Origin of the sequence: Chitinophaga sp. GbtcB8, assembly GCF_019091455.1 — a bacterium.
Taxonomy (GTDB): Bacteria; Bacteroidota; Bacteroidia; order Chitinophagales; family Chitinophagaceae; genus Chitinophaga.
In genome coordinates this window covers 90,999-107,107 of the sequence record NZ_JAGXJN010000002.1, presented here as the reverse complement: position 1 = coordinate 107,107, position 16,109 = coordinate 90,999, and the positions used below count along the sequence as shown (strand labels likewise).

Genomic DNA, 16,109 nt, shown 5'->3' with positions numbered 1-16,109 from the left:
CATTATTCATTCTTAATTATTAATTATAACTACCTTTGCGCCCGGATGATCCAATACTTCATAAATAAGGACGGTAAAACTATCGAGATCAATGATGCCGAAAACGGCGCCTGGGTGAATATTGCCCCGCCTTTGAAGCAGGCAGAATTTGAGCAGCTGTCCGAAGAGCTGGATATTCCGCTGGACTTCCTCACGGATTCATTGGATATAGATGAAAAGTCCCGCTTTGAGCTGGAGGACGATGTAAAGCTGATCGTGATCAAAACCCCTACGGAAAACAATTCCATCAATGAAAGCGATGCCTATTACATCACCATCCCTATTGTGATCATCCTTACCCACAACCAGATCCTTACTGTAAACTCTTTCGATAACGCCGCCATTAAAAAGTTCCTGAACACCTTCCATAACCGCCATCCTGAAAAGCGGAACATGATGGTGTTAAAGATCTTTGAAAAGGTGGTAATGAACTTCCTTGATTACCTGAAGGAGATTAACCAGCGCCGCAACCAGCTGGAACAAAAGCTGTACGACAGTAACCGTAATGAGGAGCTGTTATACCTGATGCGGATCCAGAAAAGCCTGGTATACTTTGTAACAGCCCTGCGCAGCAATGAGCTGGTGTTAATGAAGCTGGCACGCACCAACTTCCTGGGCCTGAATGATGATGAGAAGGAATTTCTGAATGACCTGATCGTAGATACTTCCCAGGCATTGGAAATGGCCAACGTGTACACCAACATCTTAAGCAGCACCATGGATGCTTTTGCCAGCATCATTTCCAATAACCTGAACCTGGTAATGAAACGTTTAACCTCCATTACCATTGTGCTTACCTTTCCTGTACTGGTATCCAGCATTTATGGTATGAACGTGGATATCCCCTACCAGCACTCCCCGCACGCATTCTACATCCCCGTAATACTCTCCATCGTGATCTCTGTGATCATGAGCTGGTATTTCATGAAGAAGAAGTGGTTTTAATTATATTTACCGGAACAAAATACAAGTATTAATTATGAGCTGTTTCAACGTGCGCGTGTACGGTATTATGATCAATGAACAAAAGCAGGTGCTGGTAAGCGATGAATACATCCGCGGCGGCTATTACACCAAGTTTCCCGGTGGCGGGCTTGAGTTTGGCGAAGGCACACTCGAATGCATCATCCGCGAATGGCAGGAAGAGCTAAGCCAGCAGGTAGAAGTAGTAGAACATATCTACACCACAGATTTTTTCCAGATCTCTGCGTTCGACGGCACTACGCAGATCATCTCTATCTATTACCTTGTAAAACCCATCTCTCCCTTTACCGCCCCTATTTTAAACCAGCCCTTTGACTTTGAGATCCCCGAAGGCGTTACCGAAGTAGAAGGTGTACGCTGGATCAGCTGGGATGAGTTTAATGCCGCCACCGTAACCCTGCCCATTGATAAAGTTGTGGCCGACCTGGTAAAAGTTAAATATTAATATAGGCGTTCCCGGTACTCCTTCCCTTTTATCCCCATACCCTTATCCGGTATTTCGTGTAATGCTAATCGTTACCCTCCCCGCCCCTAACATATTAACAAAAACAATATTGATACACTCATCAATAAATTAACTATTTTTCAATAGAAGACACACTAGAAAAGTATATTCTCGTAAACCGTTCTATGTCAATCTAATCAACCAAAATCCAACTAAAATCCTATCACATGCTGAAAACTCTAATATTATTCTTTTTAGCGTTATTGTGGGGCGGAATTAACTTGTTTGGACAAAAAACCATTATTTCCGGGAAAGTTATCGATGAATCAGGAGCTGCAATTATTGGGGCTACCATCATCGAAAAAGGTACCAAAACAGGTACCATCACCATGCCCGATGGCACCTTTAAAATTTCCGCCAAACCAGCCACAAAGCTAATTGTATCAGCTATCGGTTTCACCACCCGGGAGCTAACCGCTACTGACAACCTCACCGTACAGCTGCACCTGGACACCAGATCCCTGGGTGAAATTGTAGTCACCGGCGTAGGTGTAGCCACCAGCAAGAAAAAGCTGGCATTTGCCGTGGAATCCGTAACAGCCGACAAGCTGCCCCAGGCTCCTACCGCGTCGGTAGATCAGGCCCTGGTAGGTAAGATCGCCGGCGCACAGATCTCCAGCACCAGCGGGGTGCCCGGTGCACAAACCAACATCCTGCTGCGCGGTATCAACACCATTAATGCACTGGGCCGCGGCACCACTCCCATGATCCTGCTGGATGGTATTCAGCTGAGCGCCACTAGCTTAAACAGCATTGACCTCAACGCCGTAGAGCGGGTGGAAGTGGTGCAGGGCGCCGCAGCAGCCACCATTTACGGCGCACAGGGCGCCAACGGCGTAATACAGCTGTTCTCTAAAAAAGGCAAGGCCGGGAAAATGAATGTTGATGTATCTTCCAGCGTATCCCGCAACGAAGTGCTGAACGTTGGTGATCTGCGTAAAGCCAGGTTCAACAACTTTCAAACCAATGCAGCCGGCGAAGTAGTAGGCTCCTCCGGCGCGCCGCTCAGCTGGGACCCTAACACCGGCATTTACAAGGAGAACATCATCTACAACTCACTGGACCCTAACGGTAAGGCAGATAAACCTTATGACAAGAACCTGAAGTATTACGATCATTTCAAAATGTTCTTCAAGCCCACTACCACCTACAACACCTCCATAGTAGTATCCGGCGGCAGTGAAAAAATGGATTACGCCTTTGCCGTATCCAACAATCACCAGGAAAGTATTTTCAAAAATAACGGCGCTTACGACCGCAGTAATTTTTCCGTGAACGTAGGCACAGAGCTGTATAAGGGGCTGAAGTTCCGCAGTATTACTCAGCTCATTTACACAAAGAACACCATAGAGAACCAGAACGTGATCTATGCCATTAACAATGCCCGCCCCTTTGCTAATTATGATGATGTAATGAGCGATGGCAACTACTCCTATTATTATGGAGATGCCGTTGGCGTAAACGCCAATAACCCCAACTACAACGCCCAGTACACGGATGCCACGGGCAATAAGGTAGATATAGTGCAAACATTTAACCTGAACTATAAGCTGCCAAAATTCCTGGAGCTGGATGCCAAATACGGTATCAACTACCAGCGTAATGATTCTACCTTTATTTACGGCGATCAGTCGGATAACCTGAATGTGATCAATCAGCGGGGCTGGTTATCCAACTATAATAATACCGATGCCACCGGGGAAATGACAAAGTATAATGTAAGTGTGTTCTTCCAGCATTTCACCGGCACCGCTACTTTTAACACAGATTTTCAGAAGGATTTCAGCCTGGGTCTTCCCATAAAAACCGCCACTACAGCAGCTTTCGACTGGCGTTATAATACCTTCAAACAATACATCACGCACGGGGAAGGCACGCCCTCCTTTGCACCGCATACCTTAAAGGATTACGCCACCCGTAATATTGATATGGACCTGAAAGAGCCGTTTGTAACCTTCGGCTATCTTGTGAACCAGCGTATTGAATGGGGTGATATTGCCGGTATTTCCGGGGGCTTCAGAAGCGATTATTCCTCCGCCTTCGGTAAAGGCTCCAAACCCTTTACCTTCCCCCGTGGCGATGCTTATGTAAGATTATCGTCTCTGAACTTCTGGCAGGATGGCGGCGTAGGCGGCATTATCACAGAGTTTAAGCTGCGCGCCGCCTATGGCGAAGCCGGCATACAACCCGGGCCTTTTCAGCGTTATACGGTGCTAACACCCCGCAGTGTAGGCGCCGGCAGCGTGTTGTATCCCGGTGTTGCACAACGTAATCCTAACCTGGATGTGGAAGTATCCAAAGAGTTTGAAGCCGGCACAGACCTCTCTTTCAACATCCTTAAAGGCAGCTGGCTGCAGAATGCAGGCCTCTCTGTTACTTACTGGAAACGCAGCACCAATAACGCCATTTATGATACAGATGCACCTGCATCATCCGGTACAGGTACATTGGTAGATAATGCCTTTTCCCTGGAATCCAAAGGCTGGCAGGCATCTCTGAACATCGGTGTATTATCCGCCCCGGACTTCTCCTGGGATCTTACTACCAACTTAAGCAGGCAGTCGTCTGAAATAACAGCAGTAAGCGGCAACCCGGTAGTGATCCTTTCCTCCGCAGGCAGCACCAACTATGTACTGGCGCCGGGTTTAAAGGTGGGGCAGATCTTTGGCAATAAAGCACTGCACTCCCTGGAAGACAGGGATGCCAGCGGCAACCTTTATATAGCTGAAGCAGATAAAGGCAGCTACGAAGTAGCCAGCAACGGGTATGTAGTGAACAAGGCCACCAAGCAGCCCGTGTTTTCACCTGAAAAAGTAAGCTTTGGTGATCCTAACCCTAAGTTAAACATGTCGTTCATCAACTACTTTTCCTTTAAAGACTTTGTAACCTTCTCCATGCAATGGGACTGGATCAATGGCAGCCATCTGTATAACCAGACCAAGGAATGGATGTACCGTGATGGTATTCACAGCGATTACGAAAAACCCATTACCATTAATGGCGAAACCGGCGCCTGGACAGCCTTTTACCGTGGCGTATACCAGGCCCAGGGTAACAACGGCACCAAGGATTATTTCTATGAGGACGCCTCTTTTATGCGTTTACGGAACCTGTCCGTAGGCTTTGACTTTGCCCGGTTCTTTAAAATAAAAGGTATCCGGAAAATACAGCTGGTACTAACCGGCCGCAACCTGGTTACCCTTACCAATTACACAGGTATGGACCCGGAGATCAGCTCCGGCAGCGCCAACTCGCCCTGGGACCGCGGTACAGACCACAACACCATGCCTAACTACAAGTCTTACCAGGCAGGCCTGAATCTTGGTTTCTAACGTCAACACCTAAACGCAAAAATTATGACTATCAATAGACAAACAAAATATATACCGCTGGTTGTATCCCTGCTTTGCATGCTGGCCTGTAAAAGTCAGCTGGATATCAATGATCCTAACCAGCCCTCACCGGGAAGCGCCGCCACAGAAAAAGGCATTGTAGCCCTGGGCCAGGGCATTTACGTAAGCGGGTTTTATGATCTTAAGTATTATGATGCGGTAATAGGCCGCTTCTGGTCAGGCGCCATAGGCTTCCAGGAGCAAATGGGCGACGTAATAGGTATGGAAGCCGCCAACGAATACATGAACCAGTTAGGCTGCCCGGATAAGGTTACGCTGGACGATGGCACCGTAGTGCCCAGCCCCGGCTTTCCCGCCAAACAGCTGCTGCTCATACGCGCCATTAACAGTAATGCTGAAGCAGGCGCCAACCCGCTCTTTTACGAATGGGCCTACATGTACCAGCTCAATAAGAACTGTAACCTGGTGCTGGCCGCGCTGGATAAGGTGCAGTTCAGTGGCGATGCAGCCACCAAAAAAAATGTGGTAAAAGCCTGGGCCTACTGGTGGAAAGGTTATGTGTATTCCCGCATTGGCTCCCTTTATTATGCCGGTATCATTAACGACGATCTGGGTGTTGCGGATGATCCTAAAACCACTAACAACAACTACGTATCAAAAGAAACCATGATAGCCGCAGCCAACGCTAAGCTGGATACGGCCGCACAATTACTCACCGGCCTTTCTGCCGGGGCAGATTATAATGCCCTACTCAGTAAGCTGATCCCTGCTTTTTACCAGGTAGGTAAAGGCGGCGTGCTTACCCCGGATATGTGGATCCGTAACATCAATACGCTCAAAGCCCGCAACCTGCTGGTAAATACTACGGTAGATGCCATGCCCGCCACCCGCTGGGACAGCATTCTTACCCTTAGCAACAATGGCATACAGCAGAATGATTTTGTATTCACCGGCCGCTCAGACCAGCTGGGCGATATTATTGCCGCAGCAGATGGCACCGTGGCAGCCAGGGTTACCAGCACAGATCCCGGTGGCAGTGGATACAGCATCAGCGAGCGCTTAATACAGGATTTTAAACCCGGCGACAAACGCCTGGATAACAACTTTGAAGCCGGCACCACCTGGATCGGTAATGCGGACCGTGGTAACTCCTTTAACACCAATCATGCACTGATCAATGGCGGTAAAAAAATAAGCGGTGTAATTGTATATAGCAATACCGGCGTTGGCGCAACAGAAATGTACCTGGCCGGCAGCTGGGAAGAAAATGAGCTGATGAAAGCAGAAGCCACTATGTACAAAGATAATTTCAGCCCCGCCGCTATTATATCCGGCATGGCGTTGATTGATGTTGTACGGAATGCGCAGGGCGCCGGCTTAGCGCCCACCGTGGCAGCTACCGCTGCTGCCGCCAAAGAAGAGCTGCGTAAGGAAAGAAGGATAGGCCTGTTGTTCCGCGCCCTCTCCTTCTACGACGCCCGCCGCTGGAAGGTGATTGATCCCGTATCCAAAGGCGGAGGCCGTACCGGCTGTGTGGTAATAGACCGCTCCGGCAACATTAATACCAATGCAACTATAGATTACAGCTTCCTGGATTACTGGGATGTTCCGGATAATGAAGTAGCTAATAATCCGCCTGGCTCCGGCGCTGCGCCGGTAAAAAATCCGCGCACAGAGTAAGGAATGTAAAATGTAAAATTTCAAATGCTAAATGTAAAAGTGGAATGCAGTCCCTTATTCGCTGCATTCCACTTTTATATTTGAAATTTTACATTTAAGATTTTACATTCTCATCACGCTGTTTTCTGCGCCACTGTGATCAAATGGAACGGGGCTCCATCCTGCTGGTACAACGTGGTAAAACCGCATGCCTCCAGCATTTGTTTCATCAGCTCCAGGCTAAATACATGATGATGTGCGCGGCGGTACAGCAGGTTTTGCTGTATCTGGCTGGCCAGCTCTTCATGCGTGCCTTCCTTTTCATCCATTACATGCAGGCGTATGATCTCGTCAAAGTGTGTGTTATCATCTTCGCCCACATTATTTTTATGATCCTGCTGCAAATGTTCCAGCGTAGTATACGGCCGGTTAATATCAAACGTATGGCGTTTGTCCGGCAGCACCAGCACCAGCTGCCCGCCGGGTTTTAATACCCGCTTCCATTCATACAGGGCTTTCAGCGGGTTAGCCACATGCTCCAGGCAATGGCAGGATAGTACAAAGTCGTAGCTGTTATCTGCAATGCCCTGCAGGTCGGTAGCCTCGCGTATGAATTGGTAGCCTGTTTTGTTATAATAGTGAAAGTTGTTGCCCTCCTGTATCTGCCCTTCCCAAATGGTGTTGGTGCTGAAGTTAGCGCCATCTATTTGTTCTGCAAACAGGTACACCGGAAAATATCCCTTTACCGCAAACAGCGCGCTGGGCCCGCCAATTTCAATTCCCTTCTTACCGCGCAGCTGTGCGCTGTAATTGATCAGCTTTCGCTTGGCCGGTCTTCTGATGTAAGATCCCCAGGTGGTGATTGCATCTTTTAATTGCATGTCGTTGTGTTATGTCTTAATATATATTACACGCCTGCAAAAACTATTCCTTACTCCTCGCTAAGCCCCATGGCGCTGGCTTTCATCTTAGCGGTGGTTTCTTTGCCCAGGTAATGTTCTATACGCTTTTCCAGCAAATAGATCAGGGGTGTAAGTACAATAGCCATGGTGAATTTGTAAATATAGTTCACCAGGCAAATGGCCAGCACCTGCTGCCATGTCCAGTTACTCCCCAGTTTAAATGCAATAAATAATACAATAAAACTATCTACCAGCTGCGATACAACGGTAGATCCGGTGGCCCGCAGCCAGATATGTTTATCGCCCGTGCGTTTTTTAATGCGGTGAAATACAGTAACATCCACTATCTGGCTTACCAGGAAGGCAATAACGCTGCCCGCAATGATCCACATGCCCTGCCCAAAGATCCCGGTAAAAGCCGTTTGCATATTCGGCAGGCCATCAGCCGTTTTACTGCCTATCCAGAAATCAGCTGGCGGCACTTCAATAGCCAGGAAAAACATCAGGAAAGCATACAGGATCAGCGCCACAGCTGTATAGGAAATGCGGCGTACCGCTTTGGGACCGTAATATTCATTCACCACATCCGTCATTACAAACTCCAGCGGCCATAACAATACCCCACAGGTAAGGTTAAACGATAATCCGCTTTGCCCGAAAATGGTAAAAGTATGTACCGGCAGGCCCAGTAAGCGTTCCAGGGAAAAGATCTTACCGCCTATACATTCCGCTATCAGCGCGTTGGCCACAAAAAAACAGGAGAAAATGACAAACAGCTTGGTGGGCCGGTCTTTCAGAAGATGATTGATCATACCAGTATTTGAACTAATAATATTGACAGGTTAAGGATCAGCAGGTAGCCGGGTAGCTCTCCCCAGCTTACCTTGCGCAGCAACAGCAATACAATGGCCAGCACACTGCTCAGCATATTGGCCCAGGGCGCCACCAGGATCCCCAGTACGATCACGGAATTGAAAAGCCACGCAAAGCGCTCCCCATGCTCTGTAATACGCAACAGCCACACTGCGAGGTAGCAAAGATTGCATATAAAAACGAATTTCAACAAAATTTTAACGAAGCGCATGCAGCGAAAATAGTAATATTAGTGAATAGTCTATAGCCGGTGGACCATCGGCCATAGACCCCTTGACTACTAACAACTATGAACTTTAAATAATATATTTGCTACTTATCTGTTTTAAAAGCTTACCATAAATATGAAGAATAACTGGCTGAAAACGCTTTTGCCGCACATTATAGTAGTGGTGGCATTTCTGGTACTGGCAGTGCTGTATTGCAAACCCGCCCTGGATGGCAAAGTATTAGGCCAAAGCGATGTAATTCAATGGAAAGGCATGGCCAAAGAATCATTGGATTACAAGGAAAAACATGGTATTACCCCCCTGTGGACCACCAGCATGTTCGGTGGTATGCCCACTTACCAGATCTCTTCAGAAAGCCCCTACAACTATGGGCAGATCATCCCTATCATATTAACACTCAACCTGCCTAAACCTATTAACGTATTGTTCCTGGCAGCGTTAACTTTTTATATTTTATGCATCGTGCTGCGGGTAAATCCCTGGATAGGTTTCATTGGCGCAGTAGCGTACGCCTATTCCAGTTATATGCCCATCATCCTCTCAGCAGGGCATGATACCAAGTCCGTAGCCCTGGCCTATTTACCGGGCGTAATAGCCGGTATAATGCTGGTGCTCAGGCGGCAATACCTCTTAGGCGCGGGCCTCACCGCATTATTTTTAGGTTATTTTATAGAAGCCAATCACCTGCAGATCACGTATTACTTCTTTTTACTGCTGGCCGTTATTGCCATCGTATTTGCAGTGATCACCATTCGTGAAAAGGATTATAAACACCTGCTCATCTCCTCCGGAGTAGTGCTGGCAGCCGTATTGGTAGGTATGAGCTATAACGCCATGCGTTTATGGACCACCTACGAATATTCCCATGCCAGTAACCGGGGTGGTAAGTCAGAGCTTACACCGCTGCCCGGGCAGGAAGGCAATAAAACGGCCGGCGGCCTGGATAAAGATTATGCCTTCCAGTGGAGCTATGGCAAGTTTGAAACCTTTACCCTGATGGCGCCTAACATTTACGGTGGCAGCTCCGGCGGCGAATTAAGTACCGGTTCGGAAACTTATAAGCAGCTGTCTGCCATGGGCGTACCCGCCGTACAGGCTGAAAATATGATCAAACACTGGCCTTTATATTGGGGCGATCAGTCCCTGCTGGGCACCAGCGGCCCGGTATACCTGGGTATTGTAGTATGTTTCCTGGCAATACTGGCCCTGTTCCTCATAAAGTCCTGGCATAAGTGGTGGCTGGTAGCAGTAACGGTGTTCGGTATTTTCCTGGCCTGGGGCAGCAACTTTGCAGCTTTCAACTATTTCCTGTTTGATCATTTACCTTTTTACAGCAAGTTCCGCGCACCTTCACAGGCGCTCATTTTCCCGCAGCTCACTTTTGCGGTGCTGGCCGTAATGGGCCTGAATGAGCTCATCACCAGCCAGCTGCCCAAAGCAGAGCTGCTTAAAAAACTGAAGTTCACCGGCATGATCACCAGCGGCATTCTGGTATTGTTGCTGCTGGCATCCACCTCCCTGTCTTACACCAACTTTTCCAATAACCCGGAAACACCCGGTACCGATAACCAGTTCCAGTCACAGCTTACGCAAATGGCGCGGGGCGATAATGCGATCGTGGAAAGTATGATGAAAGCCCTGCGGGAAGACCGTGCTACCCTGTACCGCAATGATGTATTCCGCTCCCTGGTGCTCACCGGCCTGGTATTCGGCCTCTTATGGTTTTTCCTGTCAGGTAAGCTGAATAAGAATTTACTCATAGGCGGCGTAGTAGTATTAGTGCTGTTTGACCTGTTGCAGGTAGATAAACGTTACCTGAGCAGCGATGATTTTATGGATGAAGCCAGCTACGGCGATCCATTCCAGCCCACAGCAGCCGATCAGCAAATATTACAGGATAAAGATCCCTACTACCGGGTATTTAACCTCACTGCTCCCAGTGGTCCGTTTAATGATGCCATGACCTCCTACTTCCACAAAAGTGTAGGCGGTTACCACGCAGCCAAGCTGCAGCTGTACTTAGATCTCATCGAACGCCAGATCAGCAAGAACAACATACAGGTGCTGAACATGCTCAATACCAAGTACGTAATACAGTCCGGCCAGAACGGGCCTACCGTGGCCCGCAACCCGGATGCGCTGGGCAATGCATGGTTTGTAAAACATATCCAGTGGGTGCCGAATGCTGATGCGGAAATGAGTGCAATGGACCACTTTGATCCCAAAGATACCGTGATAATAGACCAGCGTTATAAAGCAGATGTGAAAAGCGAACCGGTGTATGATTCTGCTGCCAGCATTCATTTAATTGCCAATAATCTGAACACCATCTCTTACGAATACAACGCGGCCACCCCACAGTTTGCCGTGTTCTCTGAAGTATATTATGAAAAAGGCTGGAATGCCTTTATAGACGGTCAAAAGGCGCCCTACGCCCGCGTGAACTATGCGCTGCGCGGTATGCTGGTACCTGCCGGTAAGCACACCATTGAGTTTAAGTTTGAACCGGTATCTTATTACGCAGGTATTAAAATATCCCTGTTCAGCTTTGTAGTGATGATGGTGCTTATTATCGGCTCGTTTGCATTGTACATTATACAGCAGCGCAAAAAAGCGGTTCCGGCATGATGCATGTATTGAGTATCGCGCCTTACCCATACCTGCCAGCCAGGAAAGGGGGCGAGTTATTCATAGCTGGTTATTATGCAGCCCTGGCGCATTATTGCCGGCTTACCGTGGTATCTGTGCAGGCCAACCAGGCAGAAGGGCCTTTGCCCTATGCACTATGGCCGCTGTTTACCAATAGCCGTACCCGTTATCTCAATATTTTTTATGCAGGTCAGCTGGCAAAAGCTATCCGGCAAAAAAATGTGCAGCTGCTGCAAATAGAGCATCCCTACATGGGATGGATGGCCGTATGGCTGCAGGCACGCACCGGCCGCAGGTTTATAGTACATTCCCACAATATAGAAGCAGCCCGTTTCCGCAGCATGGGCAAAAAATGGTGGTCACTGTTATGGGCCTATGAAAAATGGGTACACCGCAAAGCAGCCCACAGCTTTTTCATTAGCCGGGAAGATGCTGATACCGCCATTCAGGAATACGGCCTGGATCCGCAAAAGGTAAGCGTAGCCCCTTATGGTATTACAGCGCCACCGGCTGTTACCAATCCTGCTGCCTTGCGCGCACAGGTTTGCACGCGCCATAATATACCATCCAACAGCACTATTTTTTACTTTAACGGGGCGCTGGGCTACCAGCCCAACCAGCAGGCCGTGCGCAAAATATTAACGGATATAGATCCTTTGCTGCAAAAAACAGCAGCCTCCCCTTATGTAATACTTATTAGCGGAAAAGGTTTACCAGCTGAGCTGGCGGCCCAGGTAAAAGCTACTAATGGCAGTGTTATGTACACTGGTTTTGTAAATGATATCGGGGAGTACTTTGCAGCAGCAGATGTGTTCATTAATCCCGTAATGGAAGGTGGTGGTGTAAAAACCAAGGTGCTGGAAGCACTAGCATGGCAGAAAACAGTGGTATCTACCGCCAGCGGGGCCATAGGTGTAAATACAAACGTATGTGGCAATAAGCTGCTGGTAGCGCCGGATAATGACTGGCAGCAGTTCATAACGCTTATGCTGCAGCAAAATAATACAGCGGAAGCTACTCCCCCTTCTTTCTTTGAATATTACAGCAATACTAATATTGCAAGGGATGCTTCCGCTGTGATGCAGGCCCTTACAGCCCGCCCTTAATAATATACTTAGTGTTTTATAGCTACGAACATGGTACGGTTGTAATACTGCGTATAGTTTTCGCGGAAAAGGTCACCGGTGTAGTCAAATTGTTCAAATACACTGTTAAACCCGGCGGCATGCATTGCTTTGGTAAGCTCTTTTTTCGTTAGCCAGAAAGAGCGGTGGTTGTTATAGGAAGCCCACAGCAGCTTTTCTATCTTCTCTTTTTTAGTGCCCGGGGTCCATTCCTTAAACCAGCGGCCCTTATAACCTTCATTCTCTGTAATGGGCGACAGGCGGTAGTTATACTGGTGTTCAAATAAGCGCGTACGTTTCTGGATAGGCGCTATAAAATATTTATTTAAAGGCCCCAGCTGATAGCGTACATCTCTTTCCGGTGCAAAATGCGTATTTAACAGCAACATTTTGGTAGTGCACTCGCTGATCAGTTTCAGGAACTGTGCAGGATCGTTCAGATGGTACAGCAGGCCATAACAAAGCGTAATATCAAATTTGCCGTAGTTGCCCATGTTCCGCACATCATCCTGCGCAAAGTTTAAGTTGGAAAGGCCCAGGTTATCCTTTACGTAGTTACAATTCTCTATGTTCTCAGCCCTTGCTTCAATACCCAGGCTATCAAAACCCATTCTCGCAAATTCAGCAGCATAACCGCCTTCCAGGCAGCCCAGGTCTACCACGCGCATCTTGCTTCTGTCGCCTGCTGTTGGGGGAATAAAGAGATCAACGGTCTTTTTTATAGATGACCAAACAGCGCTGTCCGACAATAAAATGGAATCATCTCCCATGGTTTTTTGGCCGTTGTTCAGCAAAATGTTGTGTGCGGTGAATTTCATAGATGTTTTAAATGGATTATTGTTGGCTACAATTAAATATTATTACTAACTACATATAATTCAAAGATACAATATTTACTAAATACTCAATTACAACACTTTATAAAAGTGCGGTTTATTGCGTATGATGGTAGGAGCAATAGCCCAAAGCCGGCCTACATTCCCTGCCAGCTGCCCTGTTTTAGGCCATAGCTTAAACGGGTTCCGTAACCTGGCTGCATTCCCTATAAAGCTGCATATAAAGGCCACCGGCACAGCAAAAGTATAATTAAATAACAGTATAAAGAACCATAGTACCCCGTACTGCTTGCGCACCCGCAGGTGGTTGGAAAGCATCAGCTGAAAACCTTTGCGGCTATACAGGTCATAATAACCTTTATCATTGGTTTCAAAAGCAGCATTGGCGCTTTCACCCTGCAGGTGTATCACATGCAGGTCGCCATACACCACCAGCTGCCCTACTTTTTTAATACGGCTGCACCATTCCGTTTCTTCTGCATACAGGAAAAAGTCCTCATCCATCAGCCCCGCTTTTTCAACCGTGCTTTTTTTCACCATCAGGTAAGCGCCGTTGATCCAGTCCACCATCTGCTCCGTTTCAGCAACGCGTACATTAGGTACTTTGGTTTGCAGCGCATAACCCAGCCAGCGCAAGAAACCGCCCCAGTAAGGCAATGGCAGCAGGTGATTTAATCCCCCTTTCATAAAGTAATTACCGGTTATCTGCGGGCTGCCATCCGGGTTTAACAGCTGCACTGCGCAGGCAGCGTAGTCAGAAGCGCGGAAGCGGCTTACACAACCATCCAGCGCATGGTCCAGTACAATTGTATCAGGGTTCAGCAGCAGCAGCATATCGCCATGGGCTATACGTAAACCGGCATTATTGCCACGGGAAAACCCGGCGTTGTAGCCCATTTGCAGCCAGCGTACCTGCGGGTATTGCTGTAGTATCACCTGCTCGCTGTTATCCTGTGAATCATTATCCACCACAATAATTTCGTAGCTGATAGCGGTGGTTTGCTGTATAATGGATTGTATGCAGTCCAGTATCAGGGCGGCGCTTTTATAATTAACAATAATAATTGAAAGGTCCATACTGGTTATAGCCTTTTACGGAATAAATAGGAGAAGGTCATCAGCAGCTTGGATATAACGCCTATCCGCAGCACACGCAAGGGAAACTGCCTTTGTAAAGTGATCATTTGCCGCACAGGAACAGGAATATCCCCTTCCAGCCCGGATGAGCGCAGGTCTGCCACCTGCCTTATTTCCAGGTTGCGCAGCATACGCCAGAAAAAATCATATACGTAAATATCATTCAGCGCTTTTAAGGAGAATTTGCGCAGTAAATAAAAGTTCTCCGGTATCTCCACCTCCCGTACCCGAAAGCAGTCGCGCGTGATCTGCTCCCCGCTGATACCAACATTCACCAGCACTTCATCTATATACACAAACTTCGGATTGGCCTGTAATACCTGCATATAAAAGTCAATGTCCACCACCCAGCGGGTCTTTACATCATACCGGTAAGCGGGTTTGTTGCGGTGCATAATAACGCTGGGCGGTCCTATAAAATTGCGCTGGAACAGGTTCACGGGCGATTGCTGTAACAGCCGCTGGTAAAAGGCATTACAATGCACATCTTCAATATCGCCGGTTTGCAGGTAATGATTGCTATAGGCGGTATATACAAAATCACAGTCAGGGTTGGCATCCAGCGCAGCAGCCATTTTTTCCAGGGCCTGCGGCTGCGCCAGCCAATCATCATCATGTAATATTTTAATATAGGCGCCGCTGGCTTTATCGTAGCAGGTATTCCAGTTGGCCGGCATGCCATGCGCCGGGGTGTTCTTATAATACTGTATGGGCAGCTGCTGCTGGAACTGTTGTACCACCTGGTGTACGCTTTCATCCGGGCTGTCGTCCGTAATAATTACTTCCCAGCTGCTGCACTGCTGCGTAGCCAGCGATGCCAGCGCCCGCAGCAGGAACTCCGGGTTCTTATACGCCGGTATGCAAACAGATATTTTAATATTGCTATTGGTCATGATCTCCTTTCCAGTGTTTTTTTAATAGGGTACAGCAGCAGCTTGCCTACATCTGCCCAGCGGCCCGGTTGTTTCCAGGCGCCGGCAGCCAGTATCCACCTGCAGCGTACCGCTTCGCTAATTGGCTCTTTCATTAAACGGTTTAACCAGTAGCTGGTTACTTTTTTTTCCGCGGTGGCTACAGCAGCTTCCCCCGCTGCCCCCGGCGCCAGGGCTGGTAAAGGCACCTGGTTAATATGGCGGTGAAAATGTATGGCATGATTGATCCATGCTTCGCCAAAGCTGCCCATGGAATCATGCAAAAGGTCTATATCAAACACCACGCCTGTCATATAATGCTGGGATACACGCAGGCTGATGTCCAGGTCATAAAAATGGAAGCCCGGCAGCTTTTCCTCGTCAAAAGGGTACTGCTGCCACACGGTTTTACGCATGCACAGCCACACGCCATCCAGGGTACGCACGCTTACCAGGTTATCCGGCTGCCCTGCCGGGTGCAGGTATACCCGCTGCGGTGCGCCGCTTTTGCCTGCCTGGAAAATATTGCAGCAGTCAAATGCCGGCTGCCCCGTAGCCCAGCCGGAAATGGCCGCGCTTTTATACCGGCTGCCGGCCAGCCCTATAAGGCCCAGGGCCTCCTGCTGTGCAAAATGTGCGGCCGTTCTTGCTCCCCACTCTGGGGTTAAAAAGGTCACATCATCATGCACAAAGCACAAAATATCATACGCTGCCTCCGCAGCCCCGGTATTATAACCTTTACAAATGCCCCCCAGCTCCTTCGCATTGGTGATCACCAATATTTCATACGGTACGCCAATGGTAGCCGCTATATTGGCTTTTACCTTTTCAATGCGGCCATTGTCGGCAGAACAGATGATAACAGAGATCATAATAACAGTACAATAAATTCCAAAAAGCTTAAAAA

General features: G+C 48.2%; 13 protein-coding genes and 1 pseudogene. 6 read left to right on the top strand and 8 right to left on the bottom strand.

Annotated elements, in window-relative coordinates; all coding sequences use genetic code 11:
* Positions 1–29 precede the first annotated feature (29 nt).
* A pseudogene (locus tag KVT36_RS33120) lies at positions 30–137 on the bottom strand (hypothetical protein); the annotation flags it as partial.
* Between KVT36_RS33120 and KVT36_RS03480 the strand changes: the two are divergent.
* The 4 genes from KVT36_RS03480 to KVT36_RS03465 all read left to right on the top strand — a co-directional run bounded on the left by KVT36_RS03480 (position 88) and on the right by KVT36_RS03465 (position 6,561).
* On the top strand, positions 88–984 hold the full coding sequence (locus KVT36_RS03480) for a magnesium transporter CorA family protein (RefSeq protein ID WP_368669998.1): 897 nt from the start codon (positions 88–90) through the stop codon (positions 982–984). The pseudogene KVT36_RS33120 and the gene KVT36_RS03480 overlap by 50 nt on opposite strands.
* Before the next feature lie 34 nt (positions 985–1,018).
* Positions 1,019–1,468, top strand: a complete 450-nt coding sequence (locus tag KVT36_RS03475) for an NUDIX domain-containing protein (RefSeq protein ID WP_217602111.1) — start codon at positions 1,019–1,021, stop codon at positions 1,466–1,468.
* Positions 1,469–1,695: 227 nt separating this feature from the next.
* Positions 1,696–4,860 (top strand): SusC/RagA family TonB-linked outer membrane protein, encoded by a 3,165-nt coding sequence (locus KVT36_RS03470; RefSeq protein WP_217602110.1) that lies wholly within the window; start codon positions 1,696–1,698, stop codon positions 4,858–4,860.
* 24 nt (positions 4,861–4,884) lie between these two features.
* Positions 4,885–6,561, top strand: a complete 1,677-nt coding sequence (locus tag KVT36_RS03465; protein WP_217602109.1) for a RagB/SusD family nutrient uptake outer membrane protein — start codon at positions 4,885–4,887, stop codon at positions 6,559–6,561.
* A 113-nt stretch (positions 6,562–6,674) separates the two neighbouring features.
* Here KVT36_RS03465 and KVT36_RS03460 read toward each other — a convergent pair whose 3' ends face one another.
* The 3 genes from KVT36_RS03460 to KVT36_RS03450 are packed head-to-tail and all read right to left on the bottom strand — an operon-like array spanning position 6,675 to position 8,508.
* Positions 6,675–7,421, bottom strand: a complete 747-nt coding sequence (locus KVT36_RS03460) for a class I SAM-dependent methyltransferase (protein ID WP_217602108.1) — start codon at positions 7,419–7,421, stop codon at positions 6,675–6,677.
* 50 nt (positions 7,422–7,471) lie between these two features.
* Positions 7,472–8,254, bottom strand: coding sequence for a queuosine precursor transporter (locus tag KVT36_RS03455; RefSeq protein ID WP_217602107.1), 783 nt, complete (start codon positions 8,252–8,254; stop codon positions 7,472–7,474).
* Positions 8,251–8,508 (bottom strand): hypothetical protein, encoded by a 258-nt coding sequence (locus KVT36_RS03450; RefSeq protein WP_217602106.1) that lies wholly within the window; start codon positions 8,506–8,508, stop codon positions 8,251–8,253. The genes KVT36_RS03455 and KVT36_RS03450 overlap by 4 nt, the downstream gene beginning before the upstream one ends.
* Positions 8,509–8,659: 151 nt before the next feature.
* Here KVT36_RS03450 and KVT36_RS03445 point away from each other — a divergent pair, with 151 nt between their 5' ends.
* A complete protein-coding gene (locus KVT36_RS03445; RefSeq protein ID WP_217602105.1) occupies positions 8,660–11,173 on the top strand; it encodes a YfhO family protein in 2,514 nt (837 codons plus the stop codon).
* Entirely contained in the window at positions 11,170–12,300 is a 1,131-nt protein-coding gene (locus tag KVT36_RS03440; RefSeq protein ID WP_217602104.1) for a glycosyltransferase family 4 protein, read from the top strand. The genes KVT36_RS03445 and KVT36_RS03440 overlap by 4 nt, the downstream gene beginning before the upstream one ends.
* Before the next feature lie 8 nt (positions 12,301–12,308).
* Here KVT36_RS03440 and KVT36_RS03435 read toward each other — a convergent pair whose 3' ends face one another.
* From KVT36_RS03435 to KVT36_RS03420, 4 genes are all read right to left on the bottom strand, one after another.
* Positions 12,309–13,136: a methyltransferase domain-containing protein gene (locus tag KVT36_RS03435; RefSeq protein WP_217602103.1), complete on the bottom strand. Its 828-nt coding sequence runs from the start codon at positions 13,134–13,136 to the stop codon at positions 12,309–12,311.
* A gap of 90 nt (positions 13,137–13,226) precedes the next feature.
* Positions 13,227–14,231: a glycosyltransferase family 2 protein gene (locus KVT36_RS03430; protein ID WP_217602102.1), complete on the bottom strand. Its 1,005-nt coding sequence runs from the start codon at positions 14,229–14,231 to the stop codon at positions 13,227–13,229.
* 5 nt (positions 14,232–14,236) lie between these two features.
* The gene (locus KVT36_RS03425) at positions 14,237–15,184 is read right to left on the bottom strand and encodes a glycosyltransferase (protein WP_217602101.1); all 948 of its coding nucleotides are present in this window, start codon (positions 15,182–15,184) and stop codon (positions 14,237–14,239) included.
* On the bottom strand, positions 15,181–16,074 hold the full coding sequence (locus KVT36_RS03420) for a glycosyltransferase (protein ID WP_217602100.1): 894 nt from the start codon (positions 16,072–16,074) through the stop codon (positions 15,181–15,183). The genes KVT36_RS03425 and KVT36_RS03420 overlap by 4 nt, the downstream gene beginning before the upstream one ends.
* Positions 16,075–16,109 lie beyond the last annotated feature (35 nt).

Coding starts and splice junctions, on each gene's coding strand:
- KVT36_RS03475 (WP_217602111.1), top strand. CDS start 1,019: ATGAGCTGTTTCAACGTGCGCGTGTACGGTATTATGATCAATGAACAA.
- KVT36_RS03440 (WP_217602104.1), top strand. CDS start 11,170: ATGATGCATGTATTGAGTATCGCGCCTTACCCATACCTGCCAGCCAGG.
- KVT36_RS03445 (WP_217602105.1), top strand. CDS start 8,660: ATGAAGAATAACTGGCTGAAAACGCTTTTGCCGCACATTATAGTAGTG.
- KVT36_RS03465 (WP_217602109.1), top strand. CDS start 4,885: ATGACTATCAATAGACAAACAAAATATATACCGCTGGTTGTATCCCTG.
- KVT36_RS03455 (WP_217602107.1), bottom strand. CDS start 8,254: ATGATCAATCATCTTCTGAAAGACCGGCCCACCAAGCTGTTTGTCATT.
- KVT36_RS03420 (WP_217602100.1), bottom strand. CDS start 16,074: ATGATCTCTGTTATCATCTGTTCTGCCGACAATGGCCGCATTGAAAAG.
- KVT36_RS03425 (WP_217602101.1), bottom strand. CDS start 15,184: ATGACCAATAGCAATATTAAAATATCTGTTTGCATACCGGCGTATAAG.
- KVT36_RS03435 (WP_217602103.1), bottom strand. CDS start 13,136: ATGAAATTCACCGCACACAACATTTTGCTGAACAACGGCCAAAAAACC.
- KVT36_RS03470 (WP_217602110.1), top strand. CDS start 1,696: ATGCTGAAAACTCTAATATTATTCTTTTTAGCGTTATTGTGGGGCGGA.
- KVT36_RS03460 (WP_217602108.1), bottom strand. CDS start 7,421: ATGCAATTAAAAGATGCAATCACCACCTGGGGATCTTACATCAGAAGA.
- KVT36_RS03430 (WP_217602102.1), bottom strand. CDS start 14,231: ATGGACCTTTCAATTATTATTGTTAATTATAAAAGCGCCGCCCTGATA.